The sequence below is a fragment of the Sporomusa sp. KB1 genome (assembly GCF_007830295.1).
Lineage (GTDB): Bacteria > Bacillota > Negativicutes > Sporomusales > Sporomusaceae > Sporomusa.
On the sequence record NZ_VLKC01000002.1, the window covers coordinates 1,765,668 to 1,784,682 of the forward strand.

At 41.2% G+C, this 19,015-nt stretch carries 12 protein-coding genes; 2 read left to right on the top strand and 10 right to left on the bottom strand.

Going from position 1 to position 19,015, the window contains the following annotated elements; all coding sequences use genetic code 11:
- Window positions 1–28 precede the first annotated feature (28 nt).
- From SALPA_RS11920 to SALPA_RS11965, 10 genes are all read right to left on the bottom strand, one after another.
- Window positions 29–1,411 (bottom strand): [Fe-Fe] hydrogenase large subunit C-terminal domain-containing protein, encoded by a 1,383-nt coding sequence (locus SALPA_RS11920; RefSeq protein WP_145101918.1) that lies wholly within the window; start codon window positions 1,409–1,411, stop codon window positions 29–31.
- A gap of 54 nt (window positions 1,412–1,465) precedes the next feature.
- Window positions 1,466–2,332 (bottom strand): formate/nitrite transporter family protein, encoded by an 867-nt coding sequence (locus tag SALPA_RS11925; protein ID WP_145094052.1) that lies wholly within the window; start codon window positions 2,330–2,332, stop codon window positions 1,466–1,468.
- A 351-nt stretch (window positions 2,333–2,683) separates the two neighbouring features.
- Window positions 2,684–4,162: a sigma-54 dependent transcriptional regulator gene (locus SALPA_RS11930; protein ID WP_145094055.1), complete on the bottom strand. Its 1,479-nt coding sequence runs from the start codon at window positions 4,160–4,162 to the stop codon at window positions 2,684–2,686.
- A 16-nt stretch (window positions 4,163–4,178) separates the two neighbouring features.
- Window positions 4,179–6,293 carry a PAS domain S-box protein gene (locus SALPA_RS11935; protein WP_145094058.1) on the bottom strand — a complete coding sequence of 705 codons (2,115 nt, stop codon included), beginning with the start codon at window positions 6,291–6,293 and terminating at the stop codon, window positions 4,179–4,181.
- A gap of 272 nt (window positions 6,294–6,565) precedes the next feature.
- Window positions 6,566–8,536: a methyl-accepting chemotaxis protein gene (locus SALPA_RS11940; protein ID WP_255451171.1), complete on the bottom strand. Its 1,971-nt coding sequence runs from the start codon at window positions 8,534–8,536 to the stop codon at window positions 6,566–6,568.
- A 701-nt stretch (window positions 8,537–9,237) separates the two neighbouring features.
- Complete coding sequence (locus tag SALPA_RS11945) at window positions 9,238–10,098, bottom strand: VOC family protein (protein WP_145094061.1); 861 nt, start codon at window positions 10,096–10,098, stop codon at window positions 9,238–9,240.
- 459 nt (window positions 10,099–10,557) lie between these two features.
- Window positions 10,558–10,788: a hypothetical protein gene (locus tag SALPA_RS11950; RefSeq protein WP_145094064.1), complete on the bottom strand. Its 231-nt coding sequence runs from the start codon at window positions 10,786–10,788 to the stop codon at window positions 10,558–10,560.
- 102 nt (window positions 10,789–10,890) lie between these two features.
- On the bottom strand, window positions 10,891–11,325 hold the full coding sequence (locus SALPA_RS11955; RefSeq protein WP_145094066.1) for a 4Fe-4S dicluster domain-containing protein: 435 nt from the start codon (window positions 11,323–11,325) through the stop codon (window positions 10,891–10,893).
- Complete coding sequence (locus tag SALPA_RS11960) at window positions 11,300–13,675, bottom strand: molybdopterin-dependent oxidoreductase (protein WP_145094069.1); 2,376 nt, start codon at window positions 13,673–13,675, stop codon at window positions 11,300–11,302. Before SALPA_RS11960 ends, SALPA_RS11955 begins: the two co-directional genes overlap by 26 nt.
- 466 nt (window positions 13,676–14,141) lie before the next feature.
- Entirely contained in the window at window positions 14,142–15,461 is a 1,320-nt protein-coding gene (locus SALPA_RS11965) for a CoA transferase (protein WP_222427972.1), read from the bottom strand.
- Between the two features lie 537 nt (window positions 15,462–15,998).
- Between SALPA_RS11965 and SALPA_RS11970 the strand changes: the two genes are divergently transcribed.
- Window positions 15,999–18,050 carry a sigma-54-dependent Fis family transcriptional regulator gene (locus SALPA_RS11970; RefSeq protein ID WP_145094075.1) on the top strand — a complete coding sequence of 684 codons (2,052 nt, stop codon included), beginning with the start codon at window positions 15,999–16,001 and terminating at the stop codon, window positions 18,048–18,050.
- Between the two features lie 157 nt (window positions 18,051–18,207).
- Window positions 18,208–18,627, top strand: coding sequence for a PaaI family thioesterase (locus SALPA_RS11975; RefSeq protein ID WP_186451047.1), 420 nt, complete (start codon window positions 18,208–18,210; stop codon window positions 18,625–18,627).
- The last annotated feature ends 388 nt before the right edge of the window (window positions 18,628–19,015 follow it).

The window sequence follows — 19,015 nt, forward strand, 5'->3', positions numbered from 1 at the left end:
CACTAGGTCCCCATACCTCACACACAAATCATATTTCACACCACCCCCGTGGATTGTATTTTGTATGAAGCAGCTGTTGGATAACATCCTCATCCAATAATTCTTCATAAATCTCTTGGATTTCTTGTCGATTATGCAAATTCCTATATTCTATACTTTGCTCCTGCACCTCAGCAGTAAAGGTTCGGTTAGAATACACGATTACTTCGTCGTCAGGCATGATTATTTTCGGTTGTCCACCACCATTAATACATCCGCCAGGGCAGGCCATAACTTCCACGAAATGAAAATCTGCTTTTCCAGCTTTAATTGCTGCCAAAATGGACACAACATTCTTCAAACCGGCAACTACTGCCACTTTTATTGTCCGATCTCCGATTTTAATTTCTGACTTTCTCACGCCTTCGTCACCCCCGACGAATTTATGGTTGTCATCAGAAATCTCTTGCTTTGCAAGCAGCTCGTATCCAGTACGCAAAGATACCTCCATGACATCCTCAGCAGCACTAAAAATAGTGCCATCTCCAGAGTAAATCCTCAACGGCTTATCAAATTCTTTTTCAGGTAAGTCCTTTAAATCAATGCCCGCATCCTTAATTAATTGTGCAAGTTCCCGGGTAGTAATAACAACATCCACATCACGATAGCCACTATCTCTCATTTCAGGACGTTCACATTCAAACTTCTTACCCGTACAAGGCACAACTGAAACACTATAAACTTTTGCAGCATCCACACCATCAATTTCAGCACCATATGTCTTATATAACGTGCCCGCCATTTGCTGTGGAGATTTACAAGATGACAGATGTGAGATCAACTCCGGATAATCCTGCTCAATAAATTTTACCCAGGCAGGACAAAAAGAAGTAAACATTGGCAGTAAGCCGCCTCCAATAATGCGCTCAAGAAGTTCACTACTTTCTTCCATAATTGTGAGCTCAGTCGAGAAATACGTGTCATAAACTCGATTAAAACCTAATTCCCTTAGGATAGCTGCCATTTTACCTGGTGTTAAACTTCCCAATGGCATGTCAAACTCTTCAGCAATAGCCACACGAACAGCTGGCGCACATTGCACCATCGTAAGAAGGTTATGATTCGCTAAGACCTCTTTTACAGTTGGCGCATGACCTGCATAGTAAGCTGCAAACAAGGGTTCTTTAACAGAAGGAAGCATATTACGTTCCTGCAGCTTTTTTCCTCGTAAAGCAAGATTCTCATCAAGCACAGAAGCATAGGCAGTGCAAACCTGCACACATTGACCACACATAATACAGCGCTCTCTATTAATCATTTGAGGGCTTCCCTTTTTGCCTTCTATAGCATCTACAGGACAAATAGCTGCACAACGCTTACAACCGATACATAACTCTTTATCAATATTGATAATCCCTTGCATCTTGGTCATCAAAATAAGCGTCTCCTATCGTATACAAAATGCTAATGCATTCCCAGAGTTATCCTATTTCTTCATAGCAGCTAAAACACCACTCGTGCAACCAACAGATGACGTAGTGCGCATGTAACTATACCAATAAAACATAGCCACAAAAATACCAAGACCAACAATATTCCCCAATACGGCAGGTATCCAATTATTCATAATGGTTGTTTCGATTGTCAGAGTATCTATCTTCACTCCTAATTTGCTTGCCTCTACCACTGCCGGCATAGTTTTTGCAAATAACCCAGCAGGAATATAGTACATATTTGCAACACTATGCTCAAAACCACTCATGACAAAAGTCATAACCGGGAGATAGCAAGTTGCCACTTTACTAATAATATCTTTGGAAGAAAAACTCATCCATACGGCAAGACCAACCAGCCAGTTACAAAGTATGCCGCGGAAAAACACTTCACCCCAAGTAAGATTCACTTTAGCAACAGCAGTTGCTAACGTCGCTGCACCAAGCAAATTATTATTAAATTTAAACAGTCCAGTCATATACATAAGCCAGGCTACCAGTATTCCACCCACCATATTACCCAGTAATACAATCGTCCAGTTTCTCATAACATCATAAAAACTAATCTTTCTGGAAAAAAGTGCGGTCAGCATGAGTACATTGCCGGTAAACAATTCCGCTCCGCAGATAATAACATACATAAGACCTACAGAAAAAACTGAACCTGTGATAAATCGTTGCCAGCCTGCACCAAGAGAAGTAAGATCATGAGCTGCCATAGTTGAGCCTTCAGCACCAAATGCAATAAAACAACCAGCAAGTATCCCTAGTATGAATAGTTTGCCAGCAGGCATTGTTGCCCTTTTCACCTGCGCTTCCATACAATTTTGAGCAATTTCCGGGGGTGTACAATAATTCATAATTCATCCTCCTTTGTTTTATAAAACGTACCGTACTGCGCCGCTTTCCTTATACTAGTAAGACGCTTATTGTCACTTCTGCCGATAATAAAAGCAAAAAGCATGCCAGCAAGGCATGCTTTTTTTGCTTTTACTATCCAGGTTTTTAAAGATAAACCGTACACTATCAGACTATTCAAGGTTCATAGCCGATATTTATTTTTTATCACTACTTATTTTTTACATAAATTATTGTAATATTCATAAATAATTAGTTTAATTAAAACATTTAGTTATTGCAGACCCTGCAATAACTGCAGGCTTTTTTTGCACGGTCTGCAGTTTTTACATATTTAGATAATTTTTTGCACACTATGTTTCTGATCGCTTTTTTTTCATCTTTTCAAGCCGGTAATATAGTGTTCGTACTGCAATCCCAAGATAATTAGCAGCCTTAGTTTTATTTCCGCCACACTTTTCTAATGCTTCTTCCACCATACTATCGACACGATCTTGTAAAGCAAAGTTATCCGATTGCGCTTCCAGCTTCTTTTGCGAACCATCGAAGGCGGATTCTGCTTTTGTCGCTCCATTTGAAGTTTTATTGTATCTATTATTAATATTACTTAAATGTTCTATTTTAAGTTCCTCTTCATCATACATGAAGGAAACCCATTCCATCACATTTCTAAGTTCACGAACATTACCCGGCCATGGATAATGTAAAAGAAACTCAGCCGCTGAATTACTTATACCCGCAAAGTGCTTTCCGCGCCGCTGCGCAAAATCTTGCAAAAACATTAGTGATAAGGGAAGTATATCCTCCTGCCGTTCGCGCAGCGGCGGTATAATAATTTGTCCAACTTTAAGCCGGTAGTACAAATCTGTTCTAAATAAACCCTGCTCAATACGTTTTTCAAAATCCACATTTGTTGCGCAAATAATTCTTAAATCAGTTTTTATTTTCCTTAAACCACCGACCCGGTAAAAACTTTTTTCCTCCAGTACTCGCAATAACTTAGGCTGTAATTCAATCGGAATTTCTGCAATCTCATCAAGAAACAACGTTCCTCCCATGGCCATATCCAGTTTACCCTTACTGCCACGTGACGTTCCGCCTGTAAAAGAACCAGCTTCATAGCCAAACAATTCACTTTCAAACAAACTAGGTGTTATAGCCGTACAATTAATATCAATAAATGGACCGGGATTTTCCAGCTTGCCATAATGCACCATTCTAGCAATAATCTCTTTTCCTACACCAGTTTCCCCTTGTATAAGAACAGGGAGTGAGCGATCAGTGTGATATTTCTCAGCTTGCTGAACAATATTTTTCATTTTATTGGAAAATACACCAACATGACCTATTCCGGCCTGCTCTGCAATAATCTTTTTTAATTGTTCTAACTGACGCTCGGTATCTTTTGTAGCACTCTTTACTTTCTCGTCAAAATGCTGTACCAATTCTTTATTCTCGTTTAATAAAAACTGGTGTTCTTCAACCCGATTTAAAACTGCTTTTAATTCCTGCACATTAATTGGCTTTGTCAGATAATCATAGGCTCCGACTCGTAATGCTCCAATAGTGAGGGCAATATCGATAAATCCTGTATATAAAACAAGGTCAGCTTCCGGACTACATTTTAGTGCCTTAATATCTCGTATTAAATCAATTCCTGACATGCCGCCCATCTTTATATCAGACAACACCATCTCATACCTATTTCTTTTATAGGTTTCAAGAGCCTCTTCACCAGAAGAACACTCATCAACGTGATGACCAAGCAATAGTAAATAATCAGCCAAAAAAGACCTGCTTTCCTTTTCATCATCGACAAGTAAAATACGCATGGCTTATCTCCCTTCTTTATTCTGCGTATACAGGAAATGACACCTTTATTTTCGCGCCGCCACGAGAATTATTCCCAACACTAATAGACCCATTGCTGGCAATAACAATGGACTGAATTATCGATAAACCAAGCCCCATAGAATCCCCGGATTTGGTTGAAAAAAACGGTTCAAAAATTCTTTCTTTCATAGCTTCATTAATACCAGGACCATTATCTCTTACTTCCAGGTATACTTTTTCGTCATCATTCCAGGTGCAAATAGATATTTTTCTTTGGTTTGAAGAAGCAGCATCTAAAGCCTGCATGGCATTCATCAGTAAATTGAGTAATACTTCCTCAAAACGAATAGGCGCACCATAAACAAAAGGTAAATTGGATGCTAAGTATTGATTAACTTGAATATGGCGCGAAATAAGCTGATTTCCTACCAAGGATAATGCCTTTTCGACGATATCATTTAAATTACAAGGTGTATAATCGTAATTTTGACTGTTACGCAGAAAAGAGCGCAGATGATTCACTATATTATCAATTCTATCCACCTGCTGAGAAATATTTGAAACATTTTTAATAACTTCTCCACTTGGCATATCACCTTTTGACTGATAATGCAACAAAACGGTTTCTGACAAAAGACGAATTGCATTGAGTGGCTGATTTATTTCATGTGCTATACCGCCGCCAATAATGGCCAGTGTTGTAACCCTCGCAGCACGTTCAATAGCTTCTCTAGCTTCTGCCACTCTGATTTGAGCCTCTTTTTCGACAGTTATATCCCGTCCCACTGATTGATATTCGATGACCTCACCCAACTCATTGAATATTGCATGGTTATTCCATTGAAGCCAACAATTACTATTATTAGTTTCAATTTTGTATTCTGACATTGCAACCGGGTGTTCAGGACTAAGGCCGTCAAAAAGACGTAAGATAGCATCCCGATTCGCCGGTGGTACAAAGTTTATAAAATTTCGGCCAATTATATCATCCATACTTTTACTAAAATAACGGCAAAACGCGCTATTAACAAAAGTCAGTGTGCCATCTGGAAGAAAACGGCGGATTAAATCCACCTGATCTTCTACAACTGCACGATAACGGGCTTCACTTTCTTTTAACTGTTGCTCTATTTGCTTTTGGGCAGTAATATCCCGCCCCACTGACTGAAACTCAAGTAATTTACCACTTTCATCAAAAATAGCTCTATTTACCCACTGCTGCCAACGTACTTCTCCATCTGGTTTGACAAATTTCCGCTCGGACATAGCAACCGGGTTGTCCACATGCAATGAAAATAACTGTTCTTTAAAAATCTCACGTTCTTCAGCAGGAATAAGTAAAATAACATTTTTCCCAAGCAGTTCTTCCATCGACTTATCAAACCAATTACATAATGCTCCATTTACAAATGTTAAGGTGCCATCAGGACGAAAACGACGAATTAGCTCTATCTGGTCCTCTATAATCGCGCGATAACGTGCTTCGCTTTCTTGCAAAGCCTGTTCACGGGCAACACTGCGAGAAACCAAAAAGGAAATGATCATTGCCAGAATAATTACTATTATATTGACAACAACGAGAATTATCTTCGAATGCACAGCATTTTGAGCATATTTTTCTTGTTCTTGCCTTACATACTCTTTAGTAGCGCTAATTATAGCTTCCGTAGCAGCCATAGCCTCTTTATAAGGCTGCCCGGCTTGAGCCATGTACATAGCGACATCCTCTAGCTTATTCGCCTGCTTGGCGGCCATAGACTTTTCTGCAATTTCTTCATAGGATGATTTTTCTTTTTTTACGATAATAAGATATGCTTTTGAATTTTCGGTTCTAAGATTACTTTCCAACCAATGTATCCGTTCATTAGCCTTTGCCTTATAATCATTATAAATCGGAATATCATTGGGATCGCCAGTAAAGTTGAACCGGCGCATAACAACACCCTCATTTGCAATATCTGCCGCCGTCCCCTGCACCATCTCCCTTACATCAATATTGACTTTGCTGAATTCTTGGTAAGATGAAGTTATTTCGCCAATCTTCCAGTATGTAAAACAGCTTATAACAATAATGAGCGTTAAGAGGAAGAAAAAGCCGATGTTTATTTTTTTCCCTACAGTCCATTTCATAATAAAATTTTTCCTTTATATAGAATATTGTACCTTGTATTGGCACAAAATCTGACTAGAGACAATAATCCAGATTTATTGTACACCTATAAGCATAACCTTACTAGTAAGTTGACAAAAAATGCAGACTAATTCTTTAGGTTCTGGCGACAAAATCTTAAAATTTTTTTATGTGCTATATTTTATTTTTTATCTTACACAAAAAGCCCCTGCCAAGTAATGTAAATTTGGCAGGGGTTTTCTGACTTAACGTATCAAACCATATTTTTTCTCTATACTTGAAATTTAGACACTGCCACCTGCAGATCTTCTGCAAGCTTTGCCAACGCTTGGCTAGAGCTTGCAATTTCCTCCATGGAAGCCAATTGTTCTTCCGCAGCTGCCGAAACTCCCTGAGCCTCACCTGCCGATTTTTTGCCTAAATCATCAATCCTTTTGACCGAATCCACGATATGCTGGCTGCCTGAAGCCATCTGCTGCATGGCTGCCGAAATTTCCTTCACCTGGCCTGATACCCCTGTCACTAGGCCTGCAATTTCCCTAAAGGCAGCGCCTGCAGTATTGACAACTTCGGCCCCGGTTTTGACTTCCCGTGTGCCGTTGTCCATGGCCACAACCGCCCTATCCGTATCCTCCTGAATTTCCCCAATTAGCTCGGCAATCTTTTTCGCTGCCTCCTGGGACTGTTCAGCCAATTTACGGACTTCCTCGGCCACCACCGCAAATCCACGGCCTTGTTCTCCCGCCCGTGCCGCTTCAATAGCCGCATTAAGCGCCAGAAGGTTGGTCTGGCCAGCTATACCGGAAATGGTATCAACGATCTGGCCGATTTCTTTCGAACGTTCGCCCAGCTTTGATACAACCTGGGAGGAAGCATTGACTGTTTCTTCGATTTGGCCCATCTGATTTACTGCCTTCTCCACCGCTTTGTCACCGTCTTTCGCCTTTTCGGCCGCCTGGGCCGAGTGAGCAGCTACCTGGTTGGCATTAGCAGCGATCTGCTGAATACCAGCGGATATCTGTTCCACAATAGCAGTGGTATCGTTGGCTGCAGCCAATTGCTCACTGGCTCCCGACGCCACATTGGTAATCGAAGTGGCAATCTGACTGGCGGCCTGAGCCGATTGCTCCGAACTAGCTGTCAGTTCCTGCGATGAAGCCGCTACTTGCTCTGTGGCCCCGCTAATTTTTTGGATAAGATCACGCAGGTTCCCGGCCATCTGTTCGAAGCTATGGCTTAGTCGGCCAATCTCATCGTCAGCGTTACTATCCAGTGTTATATTTGAAATATCACCATCGGCAATCCGGTTAGCCGCCATTTCCAGTTCGCGGAGGGGTTTCGTCATACTGCGGGCGTACCAGGCAATAAGTAAACCTGCCAAAACCAAAACTACAATGATTGTCACCAACGAAATTACCGTTAACGACGCCACTTCCTTTGACACTTCAGCAGTAGGAACTTTCACCACCAATGACCAGCCTGTTCTAGGCACAGGCGCGTATGCCACTGTGGTAGCAATACCTTTATCATCGTATTGGGCAAGCCCTTTTTCTCCCTTAACCATACGTTCGTACGTTGCCTTTATAGCCGAACTGGCCTCTTTGCTTTCTAAAACATTAATCTTCATTGCCATTTCCTTGTTCTGATGAACAATTAGTAAGCCATTCTCCTGCACCATGAAACCGTAGCCAGTCTCTCCCGCCTTAATCTCAAGCACCTTTTGGTTAATATCCGCTATACTAATTGCGCCAAACAATACACCATTAATTTTCCCCTCCACCTTGATCGGCACTGCCAGTACGATCTCCAAATCGCCAGAGGGCGATAAAACCGGGTCAGATACGCTAGCTTTACCTTGCATCGCCTCTTGAAACCAAGTCTTTGATCCAAAATTCAGCCTGAACCCTTTTGCGTCGATTGCTTGCCCATTTTGCGCTACGTATCCAATGGTGGCAAATTTAACCATATTTTTTTTAACCTGTACAAAAAAAGGAGCCATCTCTTCCAGATTACCACTTTGGACTGCCGGCGCCTTTGCTATCCCTTCAAGATGGAAAATGCCTTTATCCAACCAATCACCAATACTAAGCGCAGAATTCTCCGCTAGTTTTTCCATGCTGCTTGTGATTTCTCCGGTAACAATTGTTCGCGCTTTCCAGTAGTTGAGGCCACCCAAAACGCTCATCGCTATCAAGAAGATAATGAGAATAGTAACCGTTAGTTTAGTTTGAATGCTTTTCATCGCAACCTCCTGTTTATTACAAAAAAATCCATTTCTCCGTTCAGCTTAATATATATTTGAAATGCATTTATTGTGCCATAGGTGAAAACCCTGAAAATATGCACCCTTATTAAGGCGTTGGGACACAATCCTTTAATTATGAGTCAACCTTGTCCCAAATTGATTCGATATTGAGATGGCCAGTCTATCTAGGGAAAGTGCTGCTATTGGGGGATTTTCCTTCACAAAATTTGTACCTATCCTAAAAACTAAAAACTTTAAAAAACAAGAGTAAAATATGGTATGATAAAATAAATGTATAAATTCTCAGGGAGGATGAGCTGTATGGGCACGTGCTTAAGCTGTAACGAGTGTGGGAGATGCACAAGCATCAATAGAAAAATTATAAAATGTCCAAAATGTAGACGCGCAAATCTTAAGGATAATAAGATTTGTAAACGATGTGGCACTGTACTTGAACCTAATGAAGTTTAGTACCCCAAAAAAACCAAAAAGAAGAAACGTAGAAGGGCTGAGTTTGCGCCGCATCTATGATTCTTCTTTTTAATTTTCCTTACCTTTTTGTGAATAACTCAAATATGAATTATAAAATTTACTCAATTAACAAAACCAACTTTGCCGAAATGGTCAGAGACCAATCCAGCAAAGTTGCGGTAAATTCACTTTAGTCAAACCTTTTCCATTTTAAGTTACCGATGACCCTATTTATGCTTGTACAGCCCCACCCGATTGCCTTCGCAATCCTGGAAATGAGCAATGAAGCCAAGCTCGCCTAGTTCCGTCTGAGGCTGAAGTGTTTTTCCCCCATTAGCTTCTATTTTAACTAGGGTGCCCGGAATATCGTTAACCGACAGATAAACTACATTTCCGGTTTCCGCAGGTATATACCCATCCGCTTTTACCAAAGAACCACATGTTCCGGGGGTTTTGGGTTTCATTGGAAACCAAACCATATCCAACTTTCCCATTTTACTACTGGAAGGAAGAGAATAGCTAAACACTGTTTTGTAGAAATTCTTAGCTTTCATCAGATCATTAACTGGAATCTCAAACCAATTGACAGGATTCATTTTTGCAGCCATTGTCGTTGTATACAAACCCACCCGGTTGCCTTCACAATCCTGGAAATGAGCAATGAAGCCAAGATCTCCCATTGCTGTTTGAGACTGAAGTATTTTCCCCCCATTAGCTTCTATTTTAGCTAAGGTTTCCGGAATATCTTTAACCAATAGATAAACTATACACCCAGTTTCTGAAGGCGTATATCCATCCGCTTTTACCAAAGAACCACTTGTTCCGGTTATTGCCGGTGTAAATGGAAAATAGGCCCTATTCGGCGTTTCCGTTTCATTAATAGTAAGGGAATAGCCAAACACTGTTTCGTAGAACGTCCTAGCTCTCAACAAATCATTAACCGGGATATCAAACCAATTGATAGGGTTTATTTGTGTAATCGTAAGATCTGCTTGACATTTACTGCAGATTTTTTTCGTTGGCGGATTTACTGTACCACAATCAGGGCATTTTGCTGGTTTTACTATAGATGGAGGTCTAAAACACATTTTAACATCTCCCTAATACTTATTGAATTTTCTACGCTTCAAATTGATACTCAAGGCAAAGGAAGCTCAGCCTTGCATTTTCTACACATAGTATTTTTTCTTTTTGAGAAAATTATGGCTTTATTGCATCACACAATAAGATTCTCGCTTACTTCAGTTCGATGGGTCATAAAAGAATGTACAAGCACGAGTTGTCCCAAAAGAAAAGACCATCCATATCTTCACAGTAAAATTGGTAGCCAGCCGGCCTTTATCATATTTCCCCTTGAGTAATTATCTTTATCATAAGTAATTAGCAAAACCAACTTTGGTGAAATGGTCAGGGACCAACTTTGCTGAAATGGTCCCTGACCATTTCAGCAAAGTTGCGGTAAAATCACTTTAGTCAATAATACTTCGATTTTACTAAGGTTGCAGGCTGCCTTTTGTTCGTTATCAGGCAAATGATTAGCTGATTTCTTAAGGCCTGCCTTCAGCAGAACAAGTTTCTGTTGATCTCCAATCCACAATATACGTACCTGATGCTTGTTTTAACGCAACATACTTAACCTTTTGCGGTAATTCGGGAAATTTTTTGCTGTTCCGTGTTAATGCTTTGGCGTAAAGGGTAGCTATTGCTTCATCAGTAATTTCTTCCTTGTTTTCAAAAGCTTTTTTTGCATTCAGGATGTCTTCTTCAGTAATTACCATTCCAATTCCTCCTTAATTAAAAATCAAATAATTATCTGGAGACAAAGGGAAAAGATCCCTTTGTCTCCAGGTAAACCACTAAGTTATGTCCCAAACCGGACCTTATTTAGGTGTAAACAATACCATTTTGGGCTTTCTTGCCATTTTTTCAGCCAGTTCTTTAACAGGGCCATAACTCATTACCAGTGATTGGCAATGCTGTACGCAACTAGGTATCTTGCCCTCAGCGGTTCGGTCCTTACACAGATCGCACAGTGAGGTGGGGAAAGGAACATAATTCAAATCCCATTTGCCATCAGCCATCTTGCGAGGTCCATCTTCCAGTAGCTTAAGACCGTATTGATTGGGACCAAGATTTAACTCTTTGATGCAGGCAACTTCACAAGCGTGGCAGCCTGTGCAATATTCGTAGTCAATTAACAGACCATTTCCAGAGGTCTCCTCTGATTTTAGAAGGCGTTCCAAACCCTCTCTGGCTTGGGGAAACGCGGCTGCTTTTCCTTTGGTCTCTTTATTCTGGCAGTTGAGCTCTGACATATTCCCATCCTCCTCTTCGGGTGACTTGTTCACCTGGCATTATTTTACTATTTTCTTCAGTTACTTTATAAATCCGGCAAAGCAAGTTTTTGTTAGGTGCTCCATAACCAGTTGGCCCGTTCTGGCACTGGGAGGTCAGGTTATTAATATTGGAATCAAAGGTCCCAAAGAGGCTCGGCTCGGCTCCTTCTTTTTCCGGGAACCACCAACCATGCTCAGCACTTACTACTCTGGGGTCAATAGCAACTTTTAATGTAGCGATTTGTTTGCATCTGCCACGCTTGCTTTCGATCCATACCCAGTCTCCTTCTTGGATACCCAAGTTCTTGGCAGTATCAGGGTGAATTTCTACCAAGGGCTGTGGATGGAACATTCTCATAGTGGGCTGCTGCCGATGTTCAGAGTGGAAGAATTCCCATGAACGTGCACCTGAAGTTAGAATTAATGGATATTCTTTATACAGCTCAGGAGCTGAATAGGGACTTTCTGGCGGTTCAATATGAGTCGGCAACGGATCAACGTCAAAGGCGTCAAACAAGTCAATATATAATTGAACCTTGCCGTCAGCCGTATTGAAACCAGGCTGTCTATCACGGCGCAGAAGACCTTTTTCATATTTCTTGTACTGCCATTCGGGGTAAATATAAACGTTTTCCTTAAGTTCCGAATAAGTAAGACCCTGTGTATTACCTCTTTCACGGAACTTTTTACCTTCTTCGGACCATTCATACTTGAAGGCATCCGGATATTTGTCTTTGTCATTGCCCATTTTCCAGTTTAACCAATCTGGCACAGTTTCCCAGGGGAAGGCTTCGGGGTGCAGACGTTTTCCAAGGTCAAGAATAATCTGCTCGTCGGATTTGCATTCCTCATACTGTGTTAACTTGGTGATAGCACGCAGCGGTGCAAACCAGGCTCTGAAACTATCACGTTCTGCACTCATACCTGCAGGTAAGACGATATCTGCGCAAGCAACGGCAGTCGGAGTCATGAAGAGATCAACTACTACATTGAAGTCGACTTTTTTCATGGCCTCATAAACGCGGGGTGCCTCAGATGCCATGTTGGCAAAGGTATTTGTGGTTTGCAACCACAACATTTTAACCGGGTACGGATGACCGCCATTTTCAATTGCCTCGAGGCATGTATCCCCATGGGCAGTTGAAGCTAACCCATACTTTTTAAGAGGATTTTTCTCATTTCCAAAGCGTTCTTCCTGGATTTCTTTAGGCACCCAGCCGTAACCGCAGCTATAGCCATCATCAACATTGAATCCGCTCTTGGCAATGATGTTCCCACCCGGGACATCTGTATTTCCAGTTATCGCCCATAGGCTATTAACGGCCTGGGCAGTCGCAATACCGGTAACTTGTTGGTCAATAGCCAGACCCCACTGGATAGATGCCGGTTTGGCTTTAGCATAACGCCGTGCTGCGGCTTCGATGATTTCCTTCGGAACCCAGGTAATTTCAGCAACTTTGTCAGTCGGATATTCCTGAACACGTTCTTTTAATTCTTCAAATCCTGAACACCAGTTTTCAACAAAATCATGATCATAAAGATCTTCGTTGATAATGACATTTAGCATACCCATAGCCAGCGCACAGTCAGTTCCGGGCCTTAACTGCAGCCAGTAATCTGCTCTCGCTGCCAACCATGTCAAACGAGGGTCAACAACAATGAGTTTTGCTCCCATTCTCATTTCATCAACAATCCAATGTCCAAAGAACCCATCGCCATTACTGATGATAGGATTATTACCCCAGATCATGATCACTTCCGGGCACTTAAACTCGGGGTTATTATAGCGGTCTTCAAAAAATTGTCCACAGTCAGCAACGAAGAAGTCACTATTCATAACCGCCTGCTGCGCAGCTCTAGGCAGATAGCAGGAATCACCGCTCAGGAATCCCAGCACATAGTTGGGGCTGCCAAATGCAGCATAAGTCAGATAAGGTACCTGCCAGATAATATTTCTCCCGGTACCTTCCATGCCGACGATTGACTTGCCGCCAAATTCTTTTTGGATACCTTTGACTTTTTCAACGATAATATCGTAAGCTTCGTCCCAGGAAATACGTTCCCATTTATTTTCGCCGCGCTCACCGACACGCTTTAACGGCCATTTCAGACGTTGGGGGCTATTGTATGCTTCCACCTGATTCAGGCAACGCATACATAATCTTCCCATGTTATAGGGATTATCTAGGTCTCCCTCGACTTTTACTAATTTGTCATCTTTCGTGTAATACAGAAGGCCGCACCCATCATGACAACCCGGTCCTGACCAATGAGTAGAACGGGTTACAGTATATTCGCCTTCCTGCCACTGCCATTCTTTTGCAGACATTTAGCTTCCTCCTTTGAAAATTTAGTTTTTCAACTAATTAATTATTGTGGCTATCTTTTACTTTGGATGCCACCTCCTAAAAAACTCCTCCGTGGGAGTTTTTAGCCAGAAACCTAGATATAATCCAAAACAGATATGGATAATAAATTCGGCTGACATCTCTTAATATTGCAAGTATTGTGCCAACCGTTAAGCGCCTCTAATTCGCCACACAAATCTGGCTTTGGGACACACAATTTTATTTGTGAAACCATTCTGTCCCAAATTAATTTTGCTCGCATTCTGGTTATATCCGCCAAGTCATGGGCCGAATAAAGAAATAAAGTTGGCACGACTAATGTCTGCCAACCTCATCATTAGCTTATCCGATAACCAAGCTGCTCGACTTAGCTTCAGATGGGGTTAAAACCCTACCTAAAGCTAAGTCTCGCTTTATCCCCATATTGGATACTCTTTCAGGCAATGCTTAATCAATTATACCCTTACCCTTTAACGCCTCAATTTCGCTTTCGCTGTAGCCAAGGAGTTCGGTAAGAATCTTATTCGTGTCCTGTCCTAGAGCCGGAGCCCCACGCCATACCTGTCCCGGAGTTTCCGAGAGCTTAGGCATAACACCAAAGGCTTCCACTTCCTTGTTTAGCGTCTGATCGGTGTATTTTACCCAGTCACCTCTCATGCGCCAGTGCGGTTCATTGTAAACCTCCTCAGCGGTTTTAATATGTGCTGCTGAGATCTTGTTGTCAATGCAAATGTTTATTGCTTCCTGTGCCGTATGGTCCTTAAAGAATTTTTTGAAAATACCATCCAGTTCACGCCCCAGCGGACTGGCAACTGCTTCCGGTGAGCTGCTGCATTCTTCGTAGGAGTATTTCTTCGAGTCAATGCCAAAGCCTTTTAATACGTTATTGTAAGCTGTCTTTCCATAGGAACCAAGATTAATAAATCCTCCGTCCCCACATTCAAAAACGCCTGCTGGCTGGAAAGCCACCTGCATGATGCCCTGTCTGTGTTTGAGGGTTTTGTTCATGGTCCAAAGGACAAAGTTGTCATCCATTACCCTCATCCAGCTTTCAGTCAAGCTAGCATCGATCCTTTGACCCTTGCCGGTTTTTTGGGCATTCATATAAGCCATCAAAATTCCGTTGACTGCGATTAAACCTGTCAGGTAGTCACCTACATACTGCTGAGCATAGTATGGCGCAAGATCAGGATAACCCTGCAGCAGCGCCCAGCCCGATTCAGACTGTCCCAAGGGGTCATATCCGGGTCGGTTTATGTGTCTTTGCTCACCGCCAAATCCAGTTGTTCCGTAACCGCTGATGTGACAGATGACTAATTTGGGGTTGACCTCCATTAACATTTCATCGGTGATTCCCAGCTTGTCAATCCAAACCATGTTTTCAATCCAAACATCTGAGTTCTTAATCAACGACAAAAAGATTTCTTTGGATTCCGGTATATTCAGGTTGGTTTCCAAGGCAAAACTTAATTTGTTTCTGGAATTTTGCATCCATCCACCACCGATATGCTTGTCTCCTTCAACAATCTGTGGTTTCTGATGGCGGGCAGGATCACCGCCTACTTTAGGCCGTTCAAGAGCAATTACCTCGGCACCAAAGTCACTCATCATCGTCGCACAGAAGGGAGCTGCCACGACGGTTCCATTAAGCAGAACCCTGATTCCGGAAAGGGGCCCAAAGGTAGGGGCAAAAAGTGGAGCCGGTTTGTATTCAATTTGTTCCCATCGATTCATATTCATCATTTCCTCTCTATTTTTATTTTTCATGCAAAAACCAAACCACACTTGTCCATTGCTTGTTTGTATAGCTTGCGTATAGCTTGCAAAAGGCAATTCCCTAAGAAAAGACTTGACTTGTGCCAAGTCCTTAAGGACGCCGGCCGAAGCCTTAGTCGTTCACTCCCGGGAAAGTTTTATACTTTCTCTCTGGACTAGAAAGCTTGTTTCACTGACATGAACCACCCCTTCATCTAGCAATTTTTGCCGAATAATAACTGCGAGTACATCTAAGCCAAAAGAGCAATGGGTAACCGTGCGGCTTATCATATAATTGAGATGCAATTATTGTGCCATAGGGCAGAACCCCGGAAATATGCGCTTTATTCATGTGTTGGGACATAATCTTTTAATTGTGACCTAATCATGTCCCAAATTGATTAGGTATTGATAATGGGAAAAATGCTACCAATAAATTATTACGATGCAAAAACCACCTAGAACCTATAATTTCTGGTATAATAAAAAATATAACTAAACTTTTAAATATGTTACACTTAGAATATAAGCGAGAAAGGGAGTGTCATCATGAAACCTCTGGAGCATTTACTCAGCCCAATTATAAATAATTTAAACAGCATTACTACTATTAATGAAAATGATAAAATTCTCATCGGGAAAATAAAGAAACAAAAAATGGATCTGCTTCAGAAAAAAATCACCCCTTCTCAAGCTGACTTAGTTCGACCAGAAATAGTTGAGTCATGGATAAGATCAAGCGAAAATGGTCTTGACCCTTTAGTTTATAATGATCCGCCCCTTATGGATGCACTTTCCTTTGACAAGCGAATTAAAGAAAAAGACTTTTTTATTCAAACAGCAAATCCCTATATCGCTCAATTAGAAAACATGCTGTCCCATATCGAGTCTTATATTTTCCTAACAGATGAACATGGACTCATTCTTCGGGTAGTTCAGGCTTTGGGTAAAAATAATTTCCGCCTTACTCCAGGCACAATTTGGACAGAGAAAACAATCGGAACCTGTGCACATGAAATGTGTATACAATTGAAAACCCCTATTCAACTCTGCGGTCCTGAACATTTCTGCCGAATATTTAATAATATTTCTTCCTCATCTGCCCCTGTTTTTGATTCGAATGGTAATCTGGAGGGAACACTGACTATTACCAGTCCACGCTTTGACCGTCAAAATTCATATTCACTGGGACTTGCTGTTATCATGGCTGAAACAATCCAGAAGGAGTTTCAGCTTTCGGTAAACAGGGAGTTGTTTCATATTGCGCTTACGGGCACAGAAGATGCTATTATTATGATTAATAAGTGCGGGATAGTTCAAAAAGCTAACGAGGCCGCCTGCGGGATAGTTAAACATGTCATCCCAAATTTAATTGGTTTGCAAATTGGCGATATTTTTGAAAACCAGCTCTTGGTGAACTCTATTTTGGAGACAGAAAAGCCCAATATAAATACTAATATTAAACTAAAAAAAATAAAGCAAAAATCATTTTCACTTTTTATCCAACCAATAAAAAGTGAAAGCATCATTGTAGGCTACTTATTAACTCTTAAACCAATTAATCAACCACTAAAGATTAGTCAATCATGCAACGGTTTTGCATCAAGATTTACGTTTGATAATATAGTTGGCACTTCCCCACAATCCGTAAAATTAATAAGCTTAGCAAAAAGATATGCACGCTACACTTCTAATGTACTTATACAAGGTGAGAGCGGAACTGGCAAAGAGGTATTTGCCCAGGCAATTCATAATGAAAGCAGGCCGGATGGCCCATTTGTAGCCGTAAACTGTGCAGCAATTCCTAAAAACCTGATCGAAAGCGAACTATTTGGTTATGAACCAGGTGCATTTACTGGCGCTGAACGCATAGGCAAACCTGGCAAAATTGAGCAGGCCTGTGACGGCACTCTCTTTCTGGATGAGATTGGCGATATGCCTGTAGAGCTTCAGGCAGTCCTACTTAGAGTGCTGGAAGATAAAATGATTATGCGCCTGGGAGGTAGCCACTACATTCCTGTTAATTTCCGATTAATTACAGCTACTAATAAAAAATTGTTAGATCTAGTGGAGAAGGATTTATTTCGTGAGGATTTATACTACCGTATATCAGTATTTAAACTCAATATCTCACCCTTAAGAGAAAGAGGGTCAGACGTCGTTCAACTGATAGATCACTTAATTACTGCATATGCTAACGCGGAAGGTATTGATAAACCTACTTTAAGTAACACTGCTAAATATATATTATTGCAGTATAACTGGCCTGGGAATATTCGGCAATTGAAAAATGTTATTTCTTATGCGATGTGCATGCATACCGACGGTATTATTTATCCTGAACACCTTCCAGATGAAATTCTAAATACAGCTTCTACTCCCATCTCAGAAAAAGATGTAGTTGAAATAGAATCGCTGGCCACTAGCGATGTGTTAACAAATACTGTTTCCGTCAAAGAAATGGAAAAAGAGGTTATTAAAAAAGCTCTTCATAGTTCCGATAATCATGTACGCGATGCAGCCAAAATAGTAGGTCTTAGTAAGTCCACTCTTTATAGAAAAATAAAGGAATACGGACTAGACCCCAATGACACATTATAAAGACAGACAAAAAACTCAGAGGACAAGCCTTTGAGTTTTTTCAATTCTCTAATTACGCTTCTTTTCTTGTACACTTTCAGTTTAGACAAAACAGTTGGGCTTGGCACGCAATTTGCATTATCATATAGACAAGATGAGAAAAAAAGGAGATTACAGGATGAATCATACAGAGAATGCAAAAGAACAGCCTGCGCCTTCCCAAGTACCTTTTTTAAGTGAATTTTCTAAATCTGTCGGCATAACGGTCGAAATGGTTACCGAGAATTGCTCCAGACTCCACTTGACCACTAATGAAGGAACTACGAATGCCTATGGTATTATTCATGGAGGCGTCTTAGCTACCTTAGCCGACAATTGTATGGGCATAATTTTACGTGCTGCAAATTTACCGGCAGTTACGCTGGAGTTAGCGATAAATTATCTTAGTGCCACTAAACCCGGAGACGAACTAATTGCCGACGGACAGGTAGTTCATTTCGGCGGCTCCGTCATTACTACTCAGTGTATGATAAGCTCCACTAGTGGTAAAAAAATTGCTATCGCAAAAGGTACTTTCTTCCTGCGTAAGCATCAGTGAGGAACACCGGTGCCATTCTTGCTAACTAGTGGCACCCAGGCTTCTTAGATATCCTGCAAAAGTACCCTGTTTTGAACTTGCAAATTGATAACAAGTAAAAAACTGCAGCGAGCCCGTTAAAGGGTGGCTGCAGTTTTTTACTACAGTTGCAGCTTAAAACACCCTTTTCACATTGGGCATGTCTTACACTGTTCTACATTAAAGTAAACTATTACTGATTTGACCAAAAATCAAATTGGGACACCCGAGTTCACAATTTGATTTTTTTGTCCCATGAAGGATTCGTCTTGAGCAATAATGGGTGTTTCAAAATGGCATGAATATTGCATAAATTTAAAATTGGACAATTGGCCGCCTGCCAATACTCTTGTGTCTGAAAAAGTGACCG

Excerpts from the sequence above, each read along its gene's own strand:
- SALPA_RS11920 (WP_145101918.1), bottom strand. The coding sequence starts at position 1,411 with ATGACCAAGATGCAAGGGATTATCAATATTGATAAAGAGTTATGTATC.
- SALPA_RS11925 (WP_145094052.1), bottom strand. The coding sequence starts at position 2,332 with ATGAATTATTGTACACCCCCGGAAATTGCTCAAAATTGTATGGAAGCG.
- SALPA_RS11930 (WP_145094055.1), bottom strand. The coding sequence starts at position 4,162 with ATGCGTATTTTACTTGTCGATGATGAAAAGGAAAGCAGGTCTTTTTTG.
- SALPA_RS11935 (WP_145094058.1), bottom strand. The coding sequence starts at position 6,293 with ATGAAATGGACTGTAGGGAAAAAAATAAACATCGGCTTTTTCTTCCTC.
- SALPA_RS11940 (WP_255451171.1), bottom strand. The coding sequence starts at position 8,536 with ATGAAAAGCATTCAAACTAAACTAACGGTTACTATTCTCATTATCTTC.
- SALPA_RS11945 (WP_145094061.1), bottom strand. The coding sequence starts at position 10,098 with ATGTGTTTTAGACCTCCATCTATAGTAAAACCAGCAAAATGCCCTGAT.
- SALPA_RS11950 (WP_145094064.1), bottom strand. The coding sequence starts at position 10,788 with ATGGTAATTACTGAAGAAGACATCCTGAATGCAAAAAAAGCTTTTGAA.
- SALPA_RS11955 (WP_145094066.1), bottom strand. The coding sequence starts at position 11,325 with ATGTCAGAGCTCAACTGCCAGAATAAAGAGACCAAAGGAAAAGCAGCC.
- SALPA_RS11960 (WP_145094069.1), bottom strand. The coding sequence starts at position 13,675 with ATGTCTGCAAAAGAATGGCAGTGGCAGGAAGGCGAATATACTGTAACC.
- SALPA_RS11965 (WP_222427972.1), bottom strand. The coding sequence starts at position 15,461 with ATGAAAAATAAAAATAGAGAGGAAATGATGAATATGAATCGATGGGAA.
- SALPA_RS11970 (WP_145094075.1), top strand. The coding sequence starts at position 15,999 with ATGAAACCTCTGGAGCATTTACTCAGCCCAATTATAAATAATTTAAAC.
- SALPA_RS11975 (WP_186451047.1), top strand. The coding sequence starts at position 18,208 with ATGAATCATACAGAGAATGCAAAAGAACAGCCTGCGCCTTCCCAAGTA.